Annotated in this window: 26 protein-coding genes; 8 read left to right on the top strand and 18 right to left on the bottom strand. The window is 65.2% G+C overall.

Translation table 11 applies throughout. The features are described from left to right. Position 1 precedes the first annotated feature (1 nt). Complete coding sequence (locus tag LWC34_RS13880; RefSeq protein WP_233725462.1) at positions 2-997, top strand: LacI family DNA-binding transcriptional regulator; 996 nt, start codon at positions 2-4, stop codon at positions 995-997. Between the two features lie 147 nt (positions 998-1,144). Continuing rightward, positions 1,145-1,555, top strand: coding sequence for a bacteriophage spanin2 family protein (locus tag LWC34_RS13875; RefSeq protein ID WP_233725461.1), 411 nt, complete (start codon positions 1,145-1,147; stop codon positions 1,553-1,555). A 58-nt stretch (positions 1,556-1,613) separates the two neighbouring features. Here the strand turns inward: LWC34_RS13875 and LWC34_RS13870 are convergent, their stop codons facing one another. The 4 genes from LWC34_RS13870 to LWC34_RS13855 all read right to left on the bottom strand — a co-directional run bounded on the left by LWC34_RS13870 (position 1,614) and on the right by LWC34_RS13855 (position 4,911). Further along, a complete protein-coding gene (locus LWC34_RS13870; RefSeq protein ID WP_233725460.1) occupies positions 1,614-2,621 on the bottom strand; it encodes an alpha/beta hydrolase in 1,008 nt (335 codons plus the stop codon). Between the two features lie 76 nt (positions 2,622-2,697). Further along, positions 2,698-3,204 (bottom strand): molybdenum cofactor biosysynthesis protein, encoded by a 507-nt coding sequence (locus tag LWC34_RS13865; RefSeq protein ID WP_233725459.1) that lies wholly within the window; start codon positions 3,202-3,204, stop codon positions 2,698-2,700. After that, positions 3,201-3,698, bottom strand: coding sequence for a peptide-methionine (S)-S-oxide reductase MsrA (gene msrA / locus LWC34_RS13860; RefSeq protein WP_233725458.1), 498 nt, complete (start codon positions 3,696-3,698; stop codon positions 3,201-3,203). Before msrA ends, LWC34_RS13865 begins: the two co-directional genes overlap by 4 nt. Position 3,699: 1 nt before the next feature. Further along, the gene (locus tag LWC34_RS13855; protein WP_233725457.1) at positions 3,700-4,911 is read right to left on the bottom strand and encodes an MFS transporter; all 1,212 of its coding nucleotides are present in this window, start codon (positions 4,909-4,911) and stop codon (positions 3,700-3,702) included. 35 nt (positions 4,912-4,946) lie between these two features. Between LWC34_RS13855 and LWC34_RS13850 the strand changes: the two genes are divergently transcribed. Beyond that, entirely contained in the window at positions 4,947-5,597 is a 651-nt protein-coding gene (locus tag LWC34_RS13850; RefSeq protein WP_233725456.1) for a TetR/AcrR family transcriptional regulator, read from the top strand. Here the strand turns inward: LWC34_RS13850 and LWC34_RS13845 are convergent. From LWC34_RS13845 to LWC34_RS13805, 9 genes are all read right to left on the bottom strand, one after another. Continuing rightward, positions 5,594-6,688: a Gfo/Idh/MocA family protein gene (locus LWC34_RS13845; protein WP_233725455.1), complete on the bottom strand. Its 1,095-nt coding sequence runs from the start codon at positions 6,686-6,688 to the stop codon at positions 5,594-5,596. The genes LWC34_RS13850 and LWC34_RS13845 overlap by 4 nt on opposite strands. Continuing rightward, positions 6,685-7,419, bottom strand: a complete 735-nt coding sequence (locus LWC34_RS13840; RefSeq protein ID WP_233725454.1) for a sugar phosphate isomerase/epimerase family protein — start codon at positions 7,417-7,419, stop codon at positions 6,685-6,687. The genes LWC34_RS13845 and LWC34_RS13840 overlap by 4 nt, the downstream gene beginning before the upstream one ends. 198 nt (positions 7,420-7,617) lie before the next feature. Beyond that, positions 7,618-8,142: a pyridoxamine 5'-phosphate oxidase family protein gene (locus LWC34_RS13835; protein WP_233725453.1), complete on the bottom strand. Its 525-nt coding sequence runs from the start codon at positions 8,140-8,142 to the stop codon at positions 7,618-7,620. 133 nt (positions 8,143-8,275) lie between these two features. Beyond that, positions 8,276-9,370: a family 2 encapsulin nanocompartment cargo protein terpene cyclase gene (locus LWC34_RS13830; RefSeq protein ID WP_233725452.1), complete on the bottom strand. Its 1,095-nt coding sequence runs from the start codon at positions 9,368-9,370 to the stop codon at positions 8,276-8,278. Between the two features lie 16 nt (positions 9,371-9,386). Beyond that, complete coding sequence (locus LWC34_RS13825; protein WP_233725451.1) at positions 9,387-10,235, bottom strand: geranyl diphosphate 2-C-methyltransferase; 849 nt, start codon at positions 10,233-10,235, stop codon at positions 9,387-9,389. Positions 10,236-10,447: 212 nt separating this feature from the next. Further along, positions 10,448-10,954, bottom strand: a complete 507-nt coding sequence (locus tag LWC34_RS13820) for an SRPBCC family protein (protein ID WP_233726436.1) — start codon at positions 10,952-10,954, stop codon at positions 10,448-10,450. A 23-nt stretch (positions 10,955-10,977) separates the two neighbouring features. After that, positions 10,978-11,478: a winged helix-turn-helix transcriptional regulator gene (locus LWC34_RS13815; RefSeq protein ID WP_233725450.1), complete on the bottom strand. Its 501-nt coding sequence runs from the start codon at positions 11,476-11,478 to the stop codon at positions 10,978-10,980. Continuing rightward, positions 11,475-12,518, bottom strand: a complete 1,044-nt coding sequence (locus tag LWC34_RS13810; protein ID WP_233726435.1) for an LLM class flavin-dependent oxidoreductase — start codon at positions 12,516-12,518, stop codon at positions 11,475-11,477. The genes LWC34_RS13815 and LWC34_RS13810 overlap by 4 nt, the downstream gene beginning before the upstream one ends. Before the next feature lie 98 nt (positions 12,519-12,616). Next, positions 12,617-13,531: an acetoacetate decarboxylase family protein gene (locus tag LWC34_RS13805; RefSeq protein ID WP_233725449.1), complete on the bottom strand. Its 915-nt coding sequence runs from the start codon at positions 13,529-13,531 to the stop codon at positions 12,617-12,619. A 175-nt stretch (positions 13,532-13,706) separates the two neighbouring features. Here LWC34_RS13805 and LWC34_RS13800 point away from each other — a divergent pair, with 175 nt between their 5' ends. Together LWC34_RS13800 and LWC34_RS13795 are read left to right on the top strand one after the other, a co-directional pair. After that, entirely contained in the window at positions 13,707-14,510 is an 804-nt protein-coding gene (locus LWC34_RS13800) for an alpha/beta fold hydrolase (RefSeq protein WP_233725448.1), read from the top strand. Between the two features lie 75 nt (positions 14,511-14,585). After that, positions 14,586-15,266 (top strand): dihydrofolate reductase family protein, encoded by a 681-nt coding sequence (locus LWC34_RS13795; RefSeq protein ID WP_233725447.1) that lies wholly within the window; start codon positions 14,586-14,588, stop codon positions 15,264-15,266. Positions 15,267-16,108: 842 nt separating this feature from the next. Here the strand turns inward: LWC34_RS13795 and LWC34_RS13790 are convergent. The 4 genes from LWC34_RS13790 to LWC34_RS13775 are packed head-to-tail and all read right to left on the bottom strand — an operon-like array spanning position 16,109 to position 18,083. After that, positions 16,109-16,693 carry a DUF4291 domain-containing protein gene (locus tag LWC34_RS13790; RefSeq protein WP_233725446.1) on the bottom strand — a complete coding sequence of 195 codons (585 nt, stop codon included), beginning with the start codon at positions 16,691-16,693 and terminating at the stop codon, positions 16,109-16,111. Continuing rightward, positions 16,693-17,040 carry an RNA-binding S4 domain-containing protein gene (locus tag LWC34_RS13785; protein ID WP_443667747.1) on the bottom strand — a complete coding sequence of 116 codons (348 nt, stop codon included), beginning with the start codon at positions 17,038-17,040 and terminating at the stop codon, positions 16,693-16,695. The genes LWC34_RS13790 and LWC34_RS13785 overlap by 1 nt, the downstream gene beginning before the upstream one ends. A gap of 48 nt (positions 17,041-17,088) precedes the next feature. After that, entirely contained in the window at positions 17,089-17,322 is a 234-nt protein-coding gene (locus tag LWC34_RS13780) for an SCO4848 family membrane protein (RefSeq protein WP_233725444.1), read from the bottom strand. Between the two features lie 20 nt (positions 17,323-17,342). Beyond that, positions 17,343-18,083 carry a phosphotransferase gene (locus LWC34_RS13775; protein WP_233725443.1) on the bottom strand — a complete coding sequence of 247 codons (741 nt, stop codon included), beginning with the start codon at positions 18,081-18,083 and terminating at the stop codon, positions 17,343-17,345. 189 nt (positions 18,084-18,272) lie between these two features. Between LWC34_RS13775 and LWC34_RS13770 the strand changes: the two genes are divergently transcribed. The 3 genes from LWC34_RS13770 (at position 18,273) to LWC34_RS13760 (ending at position 21,240) form a co-directional block, all read left to right on the top strand. Further along, entirely contained in the window at positions 18,273-20,237 is a 1,965-nt protein-coding gene (locus LWC34_RS13770; protein ID WP_233725442.1) for an AfsR/SARP family transcriptional regulator, read from the top strand. Between the two features lie 35 nt (positions 20,238-20,272). After that, complete coding sequence (locus LWC34_RS13765; RefSeq protein ID WP_233725441.1) at positions 20,273-20,728, top strand: cupin domain-containing protein; 456 nt, start codon at positions 20,273-20,275, stop codon at positions 20,726-20,728. A gap of 143 nt (positions 20,729-20,871) precedes the next feature. Next, complete coding sequence (locus LWC34_RS13760) at positions 20,872-21,240, top strand: MmcQ/YjbR family DNA-binding protein (protein ID WP_233725440.1); 369 nt, start codon at positions 20,872-20,874, stop codon at positions 21,238-21,240. A gap of 6 nt (positions 21,241-21,246) precedes the next feature. Here the strand turns inward: LWC34_RS13760 and LWC34_RS13755 are convergent, their stop codons facing one another. After that, positions 21,247-21,585: a hypothetical protein gene (locus tag LWC34_RS13755; protein ID WP_233725439.1), complete on the bottom strand. Its 339-nt coding sequence runs from the start codon at positions 21,583-21,585 to the stop codon at positions 21,247-21,249. Positions 21,586-21,678: the final 93 nt, after the last annotated feature.

The raw sequence follows: 21,678 nt of genomic DNA, 5'->3' as shown, positions 1-21,678 counted from the left end.
GGTGGCAACGCTGAAGGACGTGGCCGAACTCGCCGGAGTCTCGGTCAAGACGGTGTCCAACGTCGTGAACGGTTATTCCTTTGTGAAACCGGAAAACGAGCGCAAAGTCCGTGAGGCGTTGGCCGCGACCGGCTACAAGCCGAACGTCGGCGCCCGCAATCTGCGGCGCGGCCGGACCGGCTTCATCGCGCTGATGGTCCCCGAGCTGAGCATCCCGTACTTCGGCGAGCTCGCGGGCGGCGTGATCACCGCGGCGCACGCACACGACTGGAGCGTGCTGATCGAGCAGACCCAGGGCTTGCGCGATCCCGAGGTCTCGACGCTCGCGTCGCTCGGGCCGCACATGGTCGACGGCGCGATCATCAGCCCGGAAGCACTGCACACGGAGGACTACACCCAGAATCCGACCGACGTGCCGATGGTCCTGCTCGGCGAGCATGTGCTCGATGCGCCGATCGACCACGTCGGGATCGACAACGTGCAGGCCGCGCGGATCGCCGTGCATCACCTGATCTCGATAGGACGCAAGCGAATCGCGGTCATCGGCCAGAACCCGACCCGTGGCACGGCCGCACAGCGACTCGCCGGATATCACTCTGCGTTGACCGACGCGGGCTTGCCCTCTCCTTCGGATTACATCGCACCGGCGACGCGCTACCACCACCGTGACGGAGCCGAAGCGATGGCACGTCTGCTCACGTTGCCCGAACCGCCCGATGCGGTGTTCTGCTTCAACGACATGCTTGCCCACGGCGCCGTTCGCGCTGCCGCCGAGCGCGGTTACCATGTGCCACAAGACATCGCGGTTGCCGGGTTCGACAACACCGAGCACAGCGCGTATAGCTTGCCGTCGTTGACCACCATCGCGCCGGACAAGGCCGCGTTGGCGAAAGCCGCCGTGCAGCTCCTGCACGAACGAGCGAACGGGGATCCCAGTCCTGTTCAGGACGTGCAGATCCCGTTCACGCTTGAGGTCAGGGAGAGCACAGCTGGTTAGCTTTGGTAATGTGAACTTTACGGAGGGGAGTACCCACCCGGCCGAGATTCGTCAGTACGGCGTCCCCAGTGGCGACCCGGTCTCGGCGCCACAGCGGTTGTGGTTGGGGAGACCTTCGGTTCGTGAAAAGAACCGGAAGGGATTCGAATGCGTTCTACCAAGCGGCTGCTGGCCGGAGTACTCGGCGGCGGTGCGTTGATCGTCGCGCTGACCGGATGCGAAGCCATCCAGGATGCGAAGAACACTGCCGACAACGTCAGCAACGCGGCCTCAACGGCACAGGTGTGTGTCGAGGCGCTCAAGATCGCCGCGTTCAACCCCGACACCGCCAACCCGGAAGCCGCTGCGCAGGGCGCACAGGACGCCGGCCAGAAACTGCAGGACCTGGCAGGCAAGGCGACCGACACCACGGTGAACCAGGCGCTGACCGAGCTGTCCACCACGATGAAAGAGACCACGGTCACCGATCTGGTGAACGGCCCGGCGAACTGGGTGAAAACCAAAGCCGACCAGGTCTCGGCACTCACCAAGGCCTGCACACCCGGCGGCGGCAACTGATCCACCCTCGTGAGTGGTTATCCGTGTTAGAACATGGATAACCACTCACGAGGGTCTTTTATAGGGAGTTTGCCCAGTTCAGGACGGCCGCGTGCAGCAGTGGCGCGTCCGGGTTGTAGTTGATCGAGTGACCCGCGGTCGGCAGGAGGTAGAAGCTCAACGCGGGCGAGCCCAAGTAGTACAAGCTCTCCTGCAGCTGCCACAGCCCGTTGCACTGCGCGAGCGCGCCGCAGAACTGTGAATCCCGCTGACCGTTGGCCACCAGCACCGGCACATTGATCAACGCCGAGTACGGCGTGAACACACCGAGCGCGAACCCATCGGGCGCCTCGGTGTAGGACACCACGTCCTTCGTCGCCTCATCCAGGGCGAGCGCGGCAGGATCCACGAAATCCGGATCGTGGAAGGCCGGTTTGCGGTGTCCCGGTACGGTGGTGAAATACCCGGCGTCGTGGTTCGGGAAGCCGGGAAGCAGCGCCACCGAAGCCGTGTGGACCGTCAGCAACGCGGCCGCGTTGATCGCGTTGGGCTGATGCGAGGCGCCGGTGATCAGCACCGCGTCCACGTCATGGAAGGTCGCCGCCTCCACCGCGGCGATCACAGAACCCAAGGAATGGCCGCCGAGAATCACCTTGCTGAAGGCGGTTCCGCCGACCGCGCCCGCGCGCAACGCCTGGATCACGTCGTGCACGGCGTCAGCTTGGGTCAGCGTCGTCAGCTGGACGCTGAGCGGCCGGGTGCTTTGTCCCGTGCCGAGCCGGTCGAGGGCGAAGGTGGCGTAACCTCCCGCGGTCATCGCCTTGGTGAACGAGTACGTGTTCAGCTGGTACGGGAAGTCCCAGTACACCGAGTTGTACGTGGCGCCAGGCACCAACACCATCACGGTGTCGGATGCGGGGCCGGCCGGCTGGCAGAGCGTGCCGTGCATGGCTCCGCTCACGGTCAACGTGTGCACCGGAACATCTGCTTGGACACAGGACGGCGAGTCCGGATCGGCCGTCGCGACGCCACCGGGCGTAAGCAACGTGACACTGAGCAGTGCCACGGCAACGAGTCGACTGATCATGCAGGGAACGTCGAAACCGGACTGTCCACATTAACCGGTGCAACCGGACAGTGCTCGAATTTCGGTTGAAACGTAATCAAAGCAAGGTCGGCGTCCAGATTTCTAGCTGAGCGGGACCGACCTGCAACACTCCGTCATCGAGCGGAACGCACCGTACGCCGCCATGGCCGCGAAGACCGCGGAACGCGCCTTCGCCGAACACCACATCCATCCACGCACAGGGATTCGCGGGCCGATAGGCCTGGAACCGGACGCCGTCGATGCTGAACACCGAACCTGGTGTGCCGCGCCGGGCCGCGAGATCGTCGATCGGGAACCCGCGCAGAATCACGTTGCGCCGGGTCAGCAGTGGCGACGCGGTGATGCCCAAAGCGTCAAGGGATTCTGCGGCGAAGAATGTCACCGCGGCTTTCTGGTGCGCCGGATGGTTGTAGTACCTGTCCCCCACAATGCCTTTACCGGCACGAACCTCGACCTTGTCCTGCGCCACCGGCGCGGGGTCTGGCCGAGGTCCATCTGCTGGACGGCCCTCGTACGCGTGCACGCGCGAGGCGTGCAACGCGACGATGTCCACATCGATCACTTGCTGGCCGACAACTTCCAGTTCGGCCGGATGTAGTGGCAGGTGTACCCGTTCGGGAACCGCTCAAGGTAGTCCTGGTGCTCCGGCTCGGCCTCCCAGAAGTCACCCAACTGGCTGACCTCGGTCACGACCTTGGCCGGCCACTGGCCGGACGCGTCCACATCGGCGATGGTCTGCTCGGCGACCTGCTTCTGATCCTCGTTGGCATAGAAGATCGCCGACCGGTAGCTGGTGCCAACGTCGTTGCCCTGCCGGTTTTTCGTTGTCGGGTCGTGGATCTGGAAGAAGAACTCCAGGATCTGCCGGTAGGACGTCACCGCTGGGTCGTAGGAGATCTCGATCGCCTCGGCGTGGCCGTGGTGGTTCATGTAGGTGGCGTTGGGCACGTCACCACCTGTGTAGCCGACTCGCGTCGAGACCACGCCTGGCTGGCGCCGGATCAGATCCTGCATCCCCCAGAAGCAGCCACCCGCAAGCACCGCAACCTCGGTCACGTCAACGCTCCTCTCGTCCGCTCTCGCTCAATTCAAGCGAATCGCCCGCCGGTTTTGTTCCTGGCTGGGGCATGACGTACGCGAAGACCGCGGCCAGCGCGCACAGCACGACCGGCAGGGCGAACGCCACGTTCAGCGGCATCCAGTGCGTCAGGCCGCCAACCAGGGCGGGACCAGCAAGAATACCGACGTAACCGAGCCCGACGACCCTGGCCATCAACGTGCCAGCCGACCTGGTGTCCAGGTTGCCCGCGGCGGTGAACAGCTGCGGCACGCCGCCGGAGAGGCCAAGGCCACACAGCATCCAGCCGACGAGAGCCAACGCAACCCACGGCGAAGCGGCTGCGATCGTCAATCCGGCCGCGGCCAGCGCGGCGCCCCAGCGCAGGATCGCCTTCGGGCCGACGATCGCGGCCACCCGGTCGGTGGCGAATCGGCCGATCGTCATGGCCACGGAGAACGTGCCATAGGCGAAGGCCGCCGTGCTGGCTGACGTGTTGAGGATGTCCTTGAAGTGCAGCGCGGCCCAGTCCGCGGCGACGCCCTCAGCCAGCATCATCGCGAACGCCAGCGCGCCAAGGAACCACACCAGCTTGCCTGCTTTGACCTTCGGTTTCGGGCCGTCGTCGACCGGAGCCGCGTGGTGGTCCGGCTCAAGCAGGAACCGCGCCGTACCCAGCGAGATGATCACGATCAGCACTCCGGCCGTGCCGAGAGACACTTCGGTCGCCACGCCCGCGCCAAGCAATCCGGCCCCGATCAACGCGGCCAGCGCGCCACCGATCGACCACATCGCGTGGAACGCGGCCATGATCGGCCTCGGATACCCCCGCTCGACCACCACAGCCTGGGCGTTCATCCCGACGTCGATCAGGCCGTTGGAGAAGCCCAACACCATCAGCGCCAGTCCGAGCGTCCACCAGGAGTCGGCCAGGCCGGGCCCGAACATCGCGCATCCCATCAGCACGCCTGCCGCGGGCACGAGTTTGCGCTGGCCAAGCCGGTCGGCGAGGGCGCCGCCGACTTGCATGCCGGTGAACGCCGCCACGCCAAGCAACAACAACAGCAGGCCAAGCGTGCTGTGAGTGATCCCGGTCGCCCGTTCGACGTTTGGGATATGCACGACCCACAGGCCGACGCCGAACCCGTTGAGAGTGAAATAGATCCAGGTCGCGACGCGGGCAGCGCGGGTGCGCTTGCTCGGCTGAGTCATCAGCTGGCACTCCTCATAGCCATGATCATGGCAGCTTGCGGCATGATGTTCGCCGTGCCAGCCGCCGCCTTGTCTGCCGTGACGCCGTGACCGCCGCCGCCGGGGGATACCAGAAGGGCCGGTTGCGCCGTGAGGACATCATCTCGGCCGCGATCGAGGTCTACCGCGAGTTCGGCTACCACGGGTCGTCCCTTCGTGAGGTAGCCAAACGAGCCGGGATCACGCATGCCGGTCTCCTCTACTACTTCCCCACGAAGGAAGCGCTGCTCGCCGCGGTCCTCGAACGCCGGGACGCCGAGGACGCCGAACGCGAGAAGCTCGACATCGAGCCCGGCATGGAACTGTTGCGGCACTTGATCGCGCTGGCCGAGTTCAACGTCGCGCATCGGGGCATCGTCGAGGTCTACGCCCGGCTCGCGGCCGAGGCAGTCGCGCCCGACCATCCCGCGCACGACTACTTCATCCGGCACTACCGGATCGCTCGTGAGTCCGCCCTGTCCACGTTCCGGGCGCTCGCGAAGACCGGTGAGCTGCGGCCGGGCATCGACCCGGAGGCCGCGGCGGTCGCGTTCATCGCGATGGAGGACGGCCTGCAGGTGCAATGGCTGACCGAACCCGACAAGGTCGATCTCGTCGGGTCTCTGCGTTTCTTCCTGCAAAACCTGCTGACCGTCCCACTCGGCTAGAAGGTGCTGGCGTACGGATCCCAGTCCCCAGGCAATGCCTGCGGGATCCCTGTCGTGCTCTCGACGTCGACCGACCGGCCCGCCGCTATGGATTCCTCGATTGCCAGCATGGCGTCAAGGACGTGATACGCCAACTCCCCCGGCGCCCGTTCCGGCACGCCCGCGTGGATGGCGCGGGCGAGCTCGAGCGCGCCGGTCCCCCGTGACGCCGAATGGCCTTGCGGCTCCAGCTCTTCCGGCTCCTCCTTGCCCGCGATGTGCAGCAAGGTCGTGCCGTCGAAGCGGTTCGGGTCCGGCAGCACGGCGGTACCGCCGGTCCCGGTCACCTCGAGGAACCCGGACCGGCGCAGACCAGAATCGAAACTCATCACGATCTGCGCCGATCCTCCCCTCGAAAACTCGATCAACGCGGTGACCGTGGTCGGCACGGTGACCGCGAACTCCGTTCCCGCCCGTGGCCCGCTCCCGATCACCCGCGTCGCCCGTGCCTGCGCGCCAGTGCCCGTGACCTTGCGGATCGGGCCGAACAGGGAGACAAGGGACGTCAGGTAGTACGGGCCCATGTCCAGCAGCGGGCCGCCGCCAGCCTGGAACAGGAACTCCGGCGCTGGATGCCAGCTCTCCGGGCCCGGTGCCTGGAACAACGCGAGCGCCATCATCGGATTGCCGATCCGGCCCTCGTCAATGGCGCGTCGCGCGGTCTGCAAACCGGCGCCAAGCAGGGTGTCCGGCGCGCACGCGACTCGTAACCCCTTCTCCTTGGCCCGGTCGAGCAGTTTGCGGCCGGTCTCCCGGTCCATGGCGAGTGGCTTTTCTGACCAGACGTGCTTGCCCGCGTCCAGTGCGGCCAGGCCGATCTCGACGTGCGCGGCCGGGATCGTCAGGTTGATGACCAGCTCGACCTCGGGGTCGTCGAGGAGATCGGCGACCGTGCTCGCCCTGGGCACGCCGTGTTTCTCGGCCTGCGCCTGGGCTCGTGCCACATCGATGTCGGCCACGTGCACGACTTTGACGTCGGGGAAGCTGGTGAGATTGGTCAGATAGGTGTCGCTGATGACACCCGCACCGATGACGCCGACGCCAATGCTCATCCCTCGACACCCTTCAAGTAGGCGAAACTCGCCGAGATGCCTTCGTAGATGTCGCCGTCGTACTTGTCGAACTCGACCACCCTCAGGGCTTTGGGCGCGGCGCTGAGCACGTCCGTCACCGCAATGCTGCCCTGACCTGCCGGAACCTGCCCGGATGCGTCGGTCGCCAGGCCGCCGTCCTTCACGTGGATGGCGTAGACCCGCTCGCCGAGGCGCTGGAGGAGCTCTGTGGGATTCTCGCCACCGGCGGCCGCCCAGTAGGTGTCGACTTCCAGGACGATCTCGGGATCGAGCAGCTCAGCGAAGCCCTCGAACGCGCTACGGCCGTCGATCCGGGACTCCAGCTCCCACCAGTGGTTGTGGTAGCCGACCCGGACCCCGAACTCCGGCGCGATGCGCGCGGCGGCGTTCAAGGCATCAGCGGTGGCCGCGATATCGGCCTTGTTCTGCCACTTCTCGGCCGGAACGAAGGGATCGACCACCACGCCGACACCGCACTCGGCGGCCTTGGCGAAGATGTCCCGCTGGTCCTGGTCGATCAGGCGGGCGTGCGCGGTCGGCGCGGTCAGGCCGTTCCGCGTCAGGCCGTCGACCAGCTTGGCCGCGTGTTCACCGAGGCCATAGGGCTCGACCTGGGTGAACCCGATGGCGGCCAGCTTGGCGAGGACCTCGTCGGGATTCTCGGTGAAGTGGTCACGGACGGAGTACAGCTGCACGGAAACGTTGGTCACGCCGACCCCCTGGTGCTCTTGCTCGTGGAAGCGCTCTCACAAATTTCTACCACGTGGTAAGTATTCGCACCAGAGACGATCGATCCGTACCGGTCAAGGTGATCCGCCTCAAGCCGATCAGCATGACGCTGATCGGCTTGAGGTTCAGTCACAAACAGCTCACCCAGAGCTGATCAGCTCAGGCTCATCATCCTCAGCTCACTGCGAGCTCATCAGCTTCTCGACGTCCGGCGCGTATGCCGCCATCCAGTGCGGTCGCAGCCGGAAGTACACGACGTCATTCACCCAATCGAACCCGTTATCCCCATAGAAATCCTTGAGGTACGCCAGCACCTCCGGCCATTCCGCGGGTGCCTCGGAATCCACGGGGTTGAGAAGCTCTGCCGTCCCATGCGTGAACACGCCAACCTCCTCACCCCGGATGTACGCGACACTGGCCGCGGGCCGGGCAGCGAGATGGCGGGCCTTGGCGGCATCGCGAGCGGTGCCGAACACCCACGTCCCATGCAGGAAATGGCCGTCGACACCGCTGATCCTTGGTTCGCCCTTTGCCGTCACGGTGGACAGCGCGACGGTGCACATACCGGTCAGGACCTGTGTGGCCTGCACGGCCGTCAAGGTCCGTTCGGTATTGATGATCGAACGCAGGTGCGACGTCGAGCGGGACAGCGAAGCGTCCAGTAGGTCCTGGAGCGAGGCGAGTTCTTCTGGTGTTTCGCGCATCAACTTCCTTGCCGGTCGGTGGGTCAGTCACCACTATCCCGGCAAACCCTGTCATCCGCTGTCAGGGTTTCTCACAGCGACACGGTTGACGTTGGTGCCACGCCGTCCCCTGCACGCCATGGCACCACGTCGGTCAGTCCGCCGCCGCGGGCCGTTCCTCAGCTGGCCTGCTCCGATAGCGCGGATTCGTCGCATGCCATTCGAAGCCGCCGCCCATCCACGACCGCAGACCTCGTAGGAACCGTTGTAGTTCCAACGAAGGCACCGCCTGGAGGTTACGGTGGCCCGCTTCGAATTCACGCACGACAGTGTTGTGCAACTCAACCGTCGCCTCGGTCGCCTCCTGAATCGAGCAGTCCCGGTCAGCCGCTATCTGCAAAACCATGTTGCACACGGGTTTCTCGTCGGCCGCGTCCTTCTCCACTGAGTACAGGTCGTTCACCAGCACCGTTGCCGTTCCGGCCTGGAACGCCGCCTGACGCACCTTCGGGTCGTAGAAGATCGCGGCTGGCAACTCGTACCCGCCTACAACATCGATCAACGTCATCGACGTATAGAAACTGTCGTGTTGACGTGCCGCCAGATATTCCCACGCCGGTGGGTACTCACCGGTGTATCGCCAAGCGGCATAAGCGTTCCAGCTCACGAACATCGCGAACGTCGAGTAGTTGACCCGTTGCAGCTGCGCCGCCGATCCGTACTGGGAGATGTGTTCCATGCCGGAACGCAACGCCACCAGGATCGGGTCGGACCGGAGCGCTTCCTCCAAGGGCGCAGTGAATTCGCCTGCCGGTGCCACCGGATCCATAGCCGCCATCACCAACGCCAGGCGAGGCGGCAACGCTGTCGGCGTCGCGCCCATTTCGCTGTCGTCGGCGTACAAGTCGTCCGCGGCCCACCATGCCGCGTTCATCTGAGCGGCGATCAGCAGGTGGTCTGGGTCGTCGGAGTCGGGATGGGTCAGCATCGCCAGTTTGCCGAACCCTGCTTTGCCCATCAGTTCGAGGTTCTCACCCTCGAAACCGCACTCCCCCGCCCAGACCACCAGCCGCCGGTTCACCTCCTTCGCGAGCACCTCGTTGTTTCGTTCCACCACCGGTGTGTAGAGCGGCGGGGCGGTTCCGTCGCCCCATTCGCGCTCCACGTATGCCGGATCATGGGTGAGCTGGGAGGTCACGCGCGCTGCCGACGTCCCAAGCCCCGACGGTCCGAACAGGATGTCCGTCATCTGGTGTCCCCAGTGGTCAGATTCGGTCTGCCGCGATCAGCAGGTAGTGGAAGCTGCCCTCCTTGTACGCGGTCAGGAACGGGTCCTCGATGCCGGTCGCGACCGAGGACCGCGCCCGCAGTTCCCAGTACGGAATGGTCGCCGCGGTCAGGTCGACCACGTTGATCGGGACGAACCCGTTGTCCGCCAAGGCTTTGAAGTACGCACTGCGCGGGTGGATGTTGCAGATGTAGTGCTGGTCGATCTGGCTCACGGCACGCGAACGGCCGCCGGTCACGTCGTTGTAGCACCCTGTGATGCAAACGTACCTGCCGCCGTACCGCAAGAGGCGGGAGAACTCACCGAACAGCTCTTGCAGATCGACGTACATGGTCGTCTCGTTGGTCCAGATCCCGCTCATCGCACCGGTTTCGAACCCGGTGTCGAGCATGTTGCGGAAGTGGAAGCGCACCTGGTCGGCGACATTGCGCTGGCGCGCTTGATCATTGGCGAAATCGACCTGCTGCTCGGAGATGCTCACGCCGTCGACCTGGCAGCCGAACCGTTGATTCGCCATGAAACTCGTCCCGCCGCGGCCGGAACCGGCGTCCATCAACCGTTCCGACGGCGCGATGTCACCGAGGTGGTCGAGCAGCACGTCCGCCTGTGCCGTCTCCAGCCGGTGCATCTCCTCGATGATCGCCTGGTCCCCCGCGCCGAGCACGGATTCGTCGTAGTCACCGATGCCGTAGTGGTGGTGGTACAGACCATCGACCTCGCCGAGCCTGATGTTGACCGGGTCCTTCTCCTTGTTCCAGTAAGCGGCAATGGATCGCTGGTAGTCGCTACGCAGGACCGGTCCGGGCTTGGACTGGACAGTGGCCATCCGGGTGACTCCTCTGCAAGGCTCAGTCGTGGGGCTCGACAGGATCGAGCCTTGCAGCCGTTTGGCGGGACGAGTATCGGCCACCTGGGGGCCCGCGGCGCACGTTCGGGTGGTTCACAGTGGACCGCCCGTAAGTGAACTGTCCACACGTGATCTTCGTGTCCTGGGATTTTCCGTTTCGCCGACCGGCGTACGTTCGCCTGATCGGGGGCTCAGGCCTCGGCCATTTTCTTGATCTGTGCCAGCGTTTGGGCGATGTTGCGCTCGAACTCACGCAGCCGGACGAACACGATCTTCTGTTCCTTGTCCGGCATCCGGTCGATCGCCTCCGACAGCCCGGAGCGGCCGGGTCCCATCTGCATCCACTCGGCCAGCTCGGTGCCGCCATCCTTGGGGCTCAAGCGGAATCGCCAGATCGCCGATGGATGCGTGACGTCGCCGACCGCCCAAGCGAAGACCCGCTGCGGCTCGAATTCCACCACCTGGGAGGTGGTCGACCACTCGCCGAGGGACTCGTGCCTGCTCCTGCCGACGAACTTGCCGCCGAGCCGCGGCCCGGTCGCGCCGTCAAGCCACTCAACCGATTGCAGTTCGGTGCTCATCTCAGGCATCCGCCCGATGTCGGACACGATCGACCACACCCGATCGGCCGATGCCTGGATCCACGTCGACACCTCGACGGTTGGCTTGTCCGCGTACCGCGCGCCGGTCCACTCCATTGTCGATCTGCCTCCCATCAATGTCACTGTCCTGCGAACCGCCGCCGGACCTCCGGCAGTTTCTTCAGTCGTTCGGGATAGCCAGGCCCGAATCGCATCGTCACGTCATCCGATGAAAGGTGTTCGCCACACGCGGAACACACGACCTCGGCGTGCGCTTCATGTCCGCACGCGTCGTGCCGCATGGCAACCGGTGGTCCGTCCACACCGGACAGCCACCGGTCACCCCATCGGGTCATCGCCAGCAGGACGCCGAAGAAGTCCCGTCCCTTTTCGGTGAGCACGTAGTCGTATCTGACGGGTTTTTCCTGGTACGCCTGCTTTTCCAGCAATCCTTCGGTGACCAGGCGGCTCAGCCTTTCGGTCAACGTGTTGCGCGCGATCCCAAGCGTACGCTGGAAATCGTCGAACCTGCGGATACCGTAGAACGCCTCGCGCAAAACCAATGGCGTCCACCAGTCGCCCAACAGATCCATGGTTCGAGCGATCGAGCACGGCCATCGCGCCAGCGAACTCCGCTTCACTCGATCTCCTCGGCGATCTCGATCGCTCTGGCCAACGTGGCAAGCCTGTCGTCCAACGTCTCACCCGCCGGATACAGCCTGACTGTGTCCACTCCCGCGTCACGCCATACCCGCAGCCGCTCGCGAACCATGGGTTCCGTGCCGATCAAAGTGGTTCCCAGCACCATTTCGTCGGTCACCAACGCGGCGGCGCCGTCGCGGTCGCCTGCCTGCCAGCGTTCCCGGATTTCGGCGGCGACGTCCGCCCAGCCTTGCCTGCTGTAGGCCTGGTTGTAGTAGTTCGTGCTCGCCGAGCCCATTCCACCGATGCTGAACGCCAACTCTTTCTTCCGCCCGGCGATCATGACTTTCAGCGCGTCTTCGTCTTGTGCGAACGCCACTTCCGCGCCCTGGCAGATATCCAGGTCTTCGCGGGTGCGTCCGGCTTTGGCCAGTCCGTCGTCCAGGTGTTTGAAGTACGCGTCAGCGGCGCCTTCCGGCACGAAACTGGTGCCGAGCCAGCCGTTCGCGATCTCTCCGGTCAGCCGCAGCATCGCGGGCGACAGCGTGGCGAGGTATATCGGGATTTCATGCTGTGGCCGCGCGGAAAGGCGCATCGGCTTGGCTTCCCCGCCGGGCAGCGGAATCTGGAAGATGTCGCCTTGGTACTGGATTTTGCCGCCGTCCAGCACTCGCTGGATGATCTCGACGGTTTCGCGGGTGCGGGCCAGTGGCCGGGCGAACGGTACGCCGTGCAGGCCTTCGATCACTTGCGGTCCAGAGGCGCCAAGTCCAAGCAGGAACCGGCCTTCCGAGAGGTTCGACAACGTGATGGCAGTCTGGGCGATCGCGACGGGGGTGCGTGTGCCAACTTGGATGATGCCCGAGCCCAGCAGGATTCGTTCGGTACGGGCGGCGTAGTACCCCAACGCTGATGGGCCGTCCGAGCCCCACGCCTCGGCCACGAAGCACACGTCGAGGCCCAGTTTCTCGGCCTCGACGACGAAGTCCGACACCTCCCGCCAGCCGCTCGAGGCCTCGACGGTCGTCGCCGTTCGCACCGCCGTACCGCCCTCCATGTCGTCTACCTGCATAGTTGCTTATTTGGACTGACTGGGTCAAGAGAAAGGCGGGGACCGGCGAGTCCCCACCTTCTTGGTCAGCCCGCGTTCGGCCCGGTCAGAATCCGCAAATCGGACACCGAGTAGGCCAGCGTGCTGCGGAAACCTTGTCCGGTCCGGACAATTCGCAGGTCCGCGAGTTCCTCACCCGGGGCGGGGAAGAACTGGAGCTTGCCGGAACCCGCCCAGGTCGTCCCGAGCTGCACACCATCCAAAATGGACAGAGTCAGCTCGTGCACCGCCGGGTTGTTGTACTGCCCGGCCCGCAGCTGCGGGAAGTGCCGGAGGTTGACGATCGACCGGGACAGCGCAGGCAGGTTCGGGATCGTGTTCTGCAGCGTGACCTGGCCTTCCGCCAGGCGGCGCCCGGCTGCCGACAGGGTGCCAGCGAACGTTCCGCCAGGGCCGAGGACCGGGGCGGCCTTGCTTGGCACCGAGTAGGCGCGGGTCTGGTGGACCTGGCCGATCTTCTTCGGGAAGCCCTGGAACCAGCCCCTGGCAAGGGATGCGTCGTTGTCCACCCAGATGAACGGGCACCATGCCACGTTCGTGGTCTGGAACCGGGCGTCAAGCAGGACAAGGAACTCCGAGTACTGGCTGCGCACCGGGTCCAAGTAGTCCTGCCGGTCACCCGTGGTGAACTGCCAGTCGATGAAAAGGGCGTAGCCGTGCCCGTTCGTGACCGGGTCCGGCGTCAATCCCGCTGGCAGCGCGGCCTGTGCGGCCTCTGGGGTCGTCCAGAACTCCACACCGACCAGATCGCCGACGTAGTTCCACGGCGGCGCGCCGACGATGTTGGCCTCACCCTTGGCACTCAAGGGAAGGCTGTACCCCTTCAGTTCGTTCGGTGGCAGCGTGGTCGCCTCTGCCTGCGCGGCGAGGCCGGTACCGGCCACAGCGGCCATTCCGCCGGCGATCAGGCTGCGCCGAGGAATGTTCGAACCGTCAGTCATGGAGAATCTCCTCGTATATCCCAGGTTCACAATGTCCACAACGGACTCCTGAGGCGCCTGCGAGTGCGCACTGTGAGCCTAGCTAACGATTGCCGGGCTGACGGGCCATCGGCGTCTTCTCGCCGGATTGTCAGACCCCTCGGCTAGCGTGAAGAAACACAGAGAGGAGTCACCCATGAACTACCTGAAGTCCCAAGACAGCACCCAGATCGCGTACACCACGCGCGGCTCAGGCCCAGCGGTGGTGCTCGTCGGCGGCGGTCTCGACGACGGCACGGAAAACGCGCCACTGGCAGAAGCCCTGGCGCAATGGTTCACGGTGCTCAACTACGCCCGAAGAGGGCGCGGTGACAGCGGCGACACACTCCCCTATTTCCTGTCGCGCGAGGTAGAAGACCTCGCCGCGGTGATGTCAGTCGTCGACGGCCCGGCGCATGTGTTCGGCGCGTCCTCCGGCGGAGCGCTCGCACTGGAAGCGGCCGCGTCCGGCCTGCCCATAGCCAGCCTTGCGGTGTATGAAGTTCCTTACATGGCGGACGAAAACATGGTGAACGTCTGGTCACACTACGTTGATCAACTCATCGCGGCCTTGTCCGCGGGCAGACGTGGCGAAGCTGTCGAACTCTTCATGGGTTTGGCCGGTTCGTCACCCGAAGACATCGCTGGCGCGCGTGAATCACCGTTCTGGCCCGGTTTGGAGGCCCTCGCTCCCACGCTCGCGTACGACGCTGCCTGTATTGGAGACGGGCCCGTCCCCGCGTCGCGGTTGGCGTCGGTCACGCAACCCGTCCTTGTTGCCACGGGCGGTGTTCCGGATCCCCACATGGGCGGTCTGCAACCCGGCTTCTTCGATGCGGCCGCTGAGGTGTTGGCCGCCGCATTACCGGTCGCCGAACGTCAGGTCATCGCCAACCAGACACACGTCGCCGACCCATCGGTGCTCGGACCGGTCTTACACAAATTCTTCACGGCGATGTAGAAGCCGGCCGATCAGCTCCGACTCCCTACCGAGTGATGCCCGCTGGGCATCGCCGGAAGGAAGGCAGGCAGCGCGATGACCAAGGTAACCGCGCAGATGTCGGTGTCACTGGACGGCTTCTACGCCGGTCCGCGCTACGACGGTGACGACTGGATGCAGTCCGCCGAGTGCGCGGGGTTCTACCGCATCACGCGCTGGGCGACCAATGCGATGGCGTGGCGGGAACGGCAGGGCTTCGCAGGCGGTGAGTCGGACGTCAGTTCGGACATCATCGCCGAGAACTTCGAGGCCGCCGGCGCATACGTAATGGGACGCCGCATGGCAGACGGCGGCGAGGTCCCCTGGGGCGAGGAGCCACCGTTCCGCGCCCCGGTGTTCGTCGTAACCCACCGCCCACGACCAGTCCTGCAACGCAAGGGAGGAACAAGCTTCACGTACGTCACCGAGGGCGTCGCCAGCGCCATTGAACAGGCCAAAGCCGTCGCCGATGGAAAGAACGTGGCTGTTGCCGGCGGCGGCACCCTGGTCCGGCAGGTACTGGCCGCAGGACTGCTCGACGAACTCGACCTGCACATCGCACCCGTCATCCTCGGAACGGGCATGCGGCTACTAGATGCCGAGCTGGAACTCGGCGAAAAGGAAGGAATTGAGCTGACAACAACCCGGGTCGTGAGCACGCGGGATGTCATGCACGTCCGATACAGCATCAACGGCCGCGCGCCACTACTCCTCGACAACCGCGGACGCACCGACTAAGCCCATCCCGGAACCCTCCGCGATCGGTCAGACCTGCGCGCCCACCAACTCCGCGCGCAATCCCAATGCCAGGAACTTAACCAAGTCCGCGGGCTGGCCGCTTCCGAGCACCTCAAGGTCCACTAAGGACAAAAAATCGCCTCGTCAGCCACACATGCCACACCAGCCCCACCTACCACGGAACGCAACGCAGTGAAGGCCACCTTGACTGCACTCAACGCACCAGACTCGGCCTTCGCACCCCTGAACGTCACGTCATGCCCGCACTCCTCGCCCGGGCGGCCAGTCCCACCCGCGCCAGCCACAGATCACCGCAGGTCAACAGCCCGCACCCGTCCACAGTCTCGACCGAACCCCGAACCTTAAGTTCCTGGCATTGGCACGCAATCCAAGGCGGGCGCGACGAACAACCATGCTCGTCACGCCCGCCCTGCCAAGCCGCCCACCAGAACCACTACGCGAATTCGGCCCGGCACCTAGCCCGCCATGCCACGTCAAAGCCCAGTCATAGCTCAACCCGCCACGGCACGCCACAGCCCACCTCTGCACGGCAACCCAACCCAGCACGGCGCCTGACCCGGCGTGCCCTGCCACAACCCAGTCACAGCCCACCTCGCATGGCGCCTGACCCGGCATGGCACCTGATTCCACATGCCCAGCCCGCCCAGGCCCTGCCCGACTTGGTTGGCATGCCCAGCCAGCCCTGCCACGCCCCGGCTTGGCGCCCCAGCTCAGCACGGTGAACCCCTCGGGCAGGCCGAGGGCTTCACCAGCCATTGCCTTCCAACGAATCGAAGCCATCTTCAATCAAGCTGGTGCAAGGTTCCTGCAAGCGCAAAACCTCAGCGGAGGTGGGCCACGACCTCGTCCTCGATCGGATACGGCTGCTCGCGAGGCAAAAGGTCCTCAGCAGCATCGAGATCCCCAGCCCGAACCAATTCGTGAATCTCCCGCGCGAGCGCAGTCCTGTCCGCGATGGACACGATCCACGAGTCGGCAAATTTGTGCGCGGCTTCGCCTGCCAAGCCCAACTGGAGGGAGCGATACGACAACGGGTTCAAACGCAGGTTGCGCTCAGGGTCCCACTGCACCCTGGTCGGTGCCGTCGCCAGTTGGCGTTTCCATGTCTTCTCGTCCGCGTGCTTGTCCGGGACGTAGTGCGAGAGGCATGCGTTGCGCAGCGCCCATTCGAAGCCGGTACGGGTGATCTCGATCGCCAGTACCGTTTCCTGGCCTTCTTTCTCCGCCCAGCCGCAGCGGTACATCATCCATAGGAACGATGGCTTTATCCACGTCATCCGGTCGCGTTTCCACTCAGCTGGGAAGCGGCCGTCCCGGGCCGCTCGCAGGCCGATAGATGGCCGGTAGGCCTGGTAGACCGTGATTGTCGTGTCCGTATAAAGCGCGCGTATTTCTCGGTGAAGCATCAAAATCCAGATCTGAACTTGTCAAGGACGCGGCGATCGCGTTTGGTTGGCCTGCCCGCGCCGCGGTCTCGGATGGCCACGGGTGCGCTCGCGGTCGGTGGCGGCTTGGGTGTGCGGTCGATGTAGCAGGTCACGGCGTCGGGTGCGCCGACGCGTTTCTGGATGACCCGGACGACCTCGACGACTCGCGTGGTGGCGCCGACGCGGGCGCGGACCTCGTCACCTGGGGTGACGCTGGTGGCGGCTTTCGCGGGCCGACCGTTGACGCGCACGTGTCCGCCACGGCACGCGGCCGCGGCATCCGTTCGGGTTTTCGTCAGCCGGACCGCCCACAACCAGCGATCCACTCGGGTGGACTCCACAGCGCTACATGATGGCCCACCATCAACCAGCCGTCACGCGGATTCCCGACGGCGCGTCCGCAGCCCGCGCCAACCAATGACGCCGATGACCGTGCCGAGCACGAACGAAACCACGGTCAGCACCGCGTGCACGATGAAATATCCCGTCGGCGATCCGTCAGCCGCCCATGCCCGGTCGGAGTCCCAGAGGTTCTTGGCGAAAGTGATCCAGATGACCCACGACCACACACCGAAGGCCGTCAGGAAAATCGACGTACGACGAGACATAGCCGCATCCTGTCACGGCGTCAGTCGAGCAACGCCCGTGCCCATACCGACTCGTGGCGTGTGATGTGCTCGGCAAAGCCACGCCAGCTCACGCCGTGCCCCTCGTGCCATAGCCGCGTCCAAGGCTGCGTGCCGAGAGCGGCCTGCGCGGCGAGGAAGTCATGCATCGCCCAGCAACGTGGCGCGAGCAGGCCGAGAAGCGCGTGACGCTCTGCCTCGTCCAGGCCATAGGCGTTGACGAACAAGCGCAACCGACGCGCTGACGTCGCGGTAGGCACGTGGTCAGCGAGCGGCGCGAACGACTGTGCAGACAAAGCGAGGTCCCATAGGCGCGTCCCGGGTGCCGCGACGTCCCAGTCGATGAAGGCCCATCGCTGTTCGCCGACCACCAGATTCCAGGGCGCCAGGTCGTGGTGGGCGATGATCTCGGCACCGTCAGCGGGGATCAACACCTGCCACGTCGCGTCCGCGGGCGGTACGAAGCTGGCGACCGCGTCGTGGAAGTCCCTGATCAACCATGCGACTCGCACCAGCGCGTGGTCGGGTTCCATTGCGTCGCGGACTGCGCCGGGCACGAACTCCAGCACTTCGCGGCCCAGCGAGTCCAAACCCAGCGGCTTCGGCGCCGGGTAGCCGACCGACTGCAGGTGCTCCAGCAAAGCGTGCACCGACGGTGTCCAGGGGCCTGCTGGGCGGCGCACGGTGTCACCGATCTTCACAACGCCGGCGTTCATGTTCCCGCCAGCGAGCAGCTCTTCCATCAGCCATGGACATTAGCGAGCACGGTCAAACGGTTACTCTGCGTATCAGACGTCGGTCGGTTCGGTGAGAGTCGTGGCGAGACTTGGTCAACTCGTCAGGCAACCGTAAGGCTCGACCTGGGCACTTCGTTGAACGCCCGCCTAGTCTCGCGTTCAGGGAGACAAAAGGTTACGGGAGGGCGACGCGCGGTGCGGGGTGAACTGCGGTTCGAGGTGCTTGGACCGCTGCGGGCGTGGATGGACAAAACCGAGGTAGACCTCGGAACGCCACGGCAGCGTGCGGTCCTCGGCTTGCTCTTGTTGCGTGACGGTGCCGTGGCCACGCAGGACGACCTCGTCGCGGCCATTTGGGGCAACGCGGCGCCACCCGGCGTCTCCGGGATGGTGCGCTCGTACGTTTCACGGCTGAGGCGCGCCTTTGGTGACGGCCGTCCAGCGACGACCCTCAAGACCGTCGGCGGCGGTTACGTGCTGTCATCCGACCCGGACAACCTCGACCTCGCCGCGTTTCAACGGCGGATCAACGTCGCCAGGGAGGCCAAGCGAAGCGGGGACATCGAGGTGCAGTCGCTGGAACTGCGGACCGCGCTTTCGCTGTGGCAGGGCACTCCCCTCACCGGGATCCATGGCGAGTACGTCGAAGCCGAACGCGTCCGGTTAGCCCAGATCAAGCTCGCGGTGACCGAAGACCTCGCCGAAGCCGACCTCAAACTGGGCAAGCACGCCGAGACGATGGCCGGCCTGATGCCGTTGATCAAGGAACACCCGCTCAGGGAACGCCCGCGTGAGCTGCTCATGCTTGCCCTGTACCGGTCCGGCAGGCAGGCCGAGGCGCTCGCGCTCTACCAGGAGTCACAGCGCCTCTTCGCCGAGGAACTCGGCATCGATCCCGGCCCGGAGCTGCAGCGGATGCACCAGCGGATCCTGCAGTCCGATCCGGACCTGACGGTGTCCGAGCCGGTCCGCCGTCCAGCCCAGCTCCCGCCAGGCATGCACACATTCACCGGACGCGACCGCATGGTCCATCAGTTGGCGACCACCCTGACCAACACGAGCGCGACCATTCCGATCGTCGGCCTCACGGGACTCGCCGGAGTCGGCAAGACCACCACCGCCATCCACATCGGACACAAAGTTGCCGGGTGTTTCCCGGATGGACAGTACTTTGTGAACCTGCAGTCGACCGACGATCCGTTGGCTGTGCTGCTTCGTAGCTCATTGGCGACCGTCCCAGACTCTCGTGCGGAGCGTGTCGCACTGTGGCGTTCGATGACGACCGGACGCAGAATCCTGCTGATTCTGGACAACGCCACGGACATCGAACAGGTCTATTCGTTGCTCCCCGGCAGCAACGGGCCTGCCGTGGTCATCACCAGCAGGTCCAGGCTGGACGGTCTGACCTGCGCGGCATGGCACAAGTTGACTGAACTGTCCGAAGAGGACTCCCTCACGCTGTTCAGCCACATCGTCGGCGAAGAGCGGACACGAACCGAGCCAGAAGAAGCCAGGCTGCTCGCGCGCCGAACCGCTGGACTGCCGCACCTCATCCACACAGTCGCCGCGCGCGTCGCCGCGCGTCCGGAATGGAGTCTGCGGACCGCACTGAAACGGCTTCGTACGGTCGACATCGGCATGGAGGCCTACGAATCCGCCTTGCACGACCTACCAACCAAACAAGCACGCGCTTTGCGACTGCTCGCGATCCCGGTCGGCCCGGACATCTCGTTGGCGGCAGCGGCGGCAGCGCTCGACCTCCCCGTCGACGAAACCGAGGACCTGCTGGAAGCATTGGCGGACAGTCACTTTGTCGACTCCGGCCCCGGCGACCACTATCGCCTGCTCACACCGATCAGAGACTTCGCTCGCAGCCGCGCGCACGCCATCGACGGCCAGCGCGCGTGCCACGAAGTGTTGACCAGGGTCGTGAAGTTCTACGCCGCCACAGCACGCAATGCCTTGCAGCGAGCCACAACTCGCGAGAATTCAACGGAAACAGGCGGACTGACATTCACCTCAGCCGCGGCCGCACGAACATGGCTCCTCGCCGAACGGTCGAAACTGCGCGCGACGGCCACCCAGGCCGCGAACATCCCCGACGCCCCAGCCGAGGCGCTCGGCACGCTGATCGACGGATGGCCCGGCAACAACGCGTGAACAAATCATTCACACGCTAGCGCCACACTAGGTTCATGATTGACCGTCGCTCGTTGCTGCGCACCGGCGGCACTGTCGCGCTTGGCGCGTTCGGCATTGCCACGTGTGCCTGTTCATCACCCGCCGGAGCACGGAATCCGGCGCCAACCACCACATCCGCAGCCGCCGCCACCGGCGTGATCCGAGTGGAACTGCAACGCACCGAGGCACCGTTCGCCGGTTTCGAGATCATCCAGACCCGATTCGAGATCCCGGTCGGCCAGCAGTCCGGCAGGCATTCCCACGACGGCGGAAAGGAGGTCGGCTACATCATCCAAGGCGACGTGCTGATGGAGTTCGAAGACCGCCCTGTGTTGCGGCTGAAGTCCGGCGACCCGTTCCTGATCCCGACTGGAGTCGTCCACAACGCCCGGAACGTGGGCACCGTGCAGACGATGATGCTGTCCACGTACTGCATCGACGCCTCGAAGCCGTTGGTGACGCCGCACTAAGCCACGCGACAGCGGCCGCGCCTGAGCACCGCGGCCGCCTGGTCACCCGATCACCCACTCCCCTGTCGCCCCGCGACCGTACCCACGAGAAGCCGGGAGGGGTCCCCGCCTAAACTCCTCCCGGCGGACTTTGGGGGTTGGGCGTGGCAGTGCACAGTGATGAGTTCCACCGGATCGTCGACGGGCTGACCGATGTCGAACGGTCCGAGGCGAGCAAGTGGACGTCTTTCAGCGTGCACGGCAAGAAGTTCGGATACTTCTGGCCGCGCACGCAGACCGTCGGGTTGAAGCAGACCGTGTCCGAACAACTGGCGTTGGTCGCGGAACGGCCAGACGTGTTCGAGGAGCAGTTCACCTCCGGCGGCTTCGGCTGGGTCGTGGTGTACCTGGACCGCATCGAGGCCGACGAGCTGTCCGAATTGGTCTACGAGGCGTGGCGGTTGACCGCGCCGGACGAACTCGTCGAAGCCTTGCCGTTCAAGCCAGTGAAGAAACGATCGCGGAAGCGGTAGACAGGCTCAGTCCATCGGTTCACGAGCGGGCGGCAATCCCGGCTCTCCGCCGGAGACCGACGTGAGCAACGCGGGCCCCTCGGACACCCTGTCGGCGTATTCCTCCAAGGCAAGCCTGTGCTGCTCCAATGCACGGATGTGCGCGGCGCGTAGGTCGTTGCCATGCCGCATCTCGTAGTAGACGGCCAGCATCGCCGACGCCTGGACCTGCGCGGTCAGCTCCGTGGCCGGTTGCGGCGCCGCACCGACATCCGAAGCTTCCGCGAACAGCATCTCGGCGAATTCGACCCTGGCATGACCCATCGCGCGGTCTTCACCGGTGTGGACGTGGGGCTGGTGGCTCATATCCGGCACGGTAACGCCTGTGGCCTGCGATTTCCGAGTGTCCACACCGGATATCACCGACTCCGGTCACCCGGTGTGACCTGACAGGGCTAA

Origin of the sequence: Kibdelosporangium philippinense, assembly GCF_021390435.2 — a bacterium.
GTDB classification, from domain to species: Bacteria; Actinomycetota; Actinomycetes; order Mycobacteriales; family Pseudonocardiaceae; genus Kibdelosporangium; species Kibdelosporangium philippinense.
The sequence above is the reverse complement of the archived record's forward strand: the minus strand, read 5'-3'. Positions and strand labels throughout refer to the sequence as shown.

Bases quoted from the DNA above. Each gene is read 5' to 3' on its own strand.
- LWC34_RS13875 (WP_233725461.1), top strand. From the start codon at position 1,145: ATGCGTTCTACCAAGCGGCTGCTGGCCGGAGTACTCGGCGGCGGTGCG.
- LWC34_RS13870 (WP_233725460.1), bottom strand. From the start codon at position 2,621: ATGATCAGTCGACTCGTTGCCGTGGCACTGCTCAGTGTCACGTTGCTT.
- LWC34_RS13855 (WP_233725457.1), bottom strand. From the start codon at position 4,911: ATGACTCAGCCGAGCAAGCGCACCCGCGCTGCCCGCGTCGCGACCTGG.
- LWC34_RS13845 (WP_233725455.1), bottom strand. From the start codon at position 6,688: ATGAGCATTGGCGTCGGCGTCATCGGTGCGGGTGTCATCAGCGACACC.
- LWC34_RS13835 (WP_233725453.1), bottom strand. From the start codon at position 8,142: ATGCGCGAAACACCAGAAGAACTCGCCTCGCTCCAGGACCTACTGGAC.
- LWC34_RS13830 (WP_233725452.1), bottom strand. From the start codon at position 9,370: ATGACGGACATCCTGTTCGGACCGTCGGGGCTTGGGACGTCGGCAGCG.
- LWC34_RS13825 (WP_233725451.1), bottom strand. From the start codon at position 10,235: ATGGCCACTGTCCAGTCCAAGCCCGGACCGGTCCTGCGTAGCGACTAC.
- LWC34_RS13820 (WP_233726436.1), bottom strand. From the start codon at position 10,954: ATGGAGTGGACCGGCGCGCGGTACGCGGACAAGCCAACCGTCGAGGTG.
- LWC34_RS13805 (WP_233725449.1), bottom strand. From the start codon at position 13,531: ATGACTGACGGTTCGAACATTCCTCGGCGCAGCCTGATCGCCGGCGGA.
- LWC34_RS13800 (WP_233725448.1), top strand. From the start codon at position 13,707: ATGAACTACCTGAAGTCCCAAGACAGCACCCAGATCGCGTACACCACG.
- LWC34_RS13795 (WP_233725447.1), top strand. From the start codon at position 14,586: ATGACCAAGGTAACCGCGCAGATGTCGGTGTCACTGGACGGCTTCTAC.
- LWC34_RS13790 (WP_233725446.1), bottom strand. From the start codon at position 16,693: ATGCTTCACCGAGAAATACGCGCGCTTTATACGGACACGACAATCACG.
- LWC34_RS13780 (WP_233725444.1), bottom strand. From the start codon at position 17,322: ATGTCTCGTCGTACGTCGATTTTCCTGACGGCCTTCGGTGTGTGGTCG.
- LWC34_RS13775 (WP_233725443.1), bottom strand. From the start codon at position 18,083: ATGGAAGAGCTGCTCGCTGGCGGGAACATGAACGCCGGCGTTGTGAAG.
- LWC34_RS13765 (WP_233725441.1), top strand. From the start codon at position 20,273: ATGATTGACCGTCGCTCGTTGCTGCGCACCGGCGGCACTGTCGCGCTT.
- LWC34_RS13755 (WP_233725439.1), bottom strand. From the start codon at position 21,585: ATGAGCCACCAGCCCCACGTCCACACCGGTGAAGACCGCGCGATGGGT.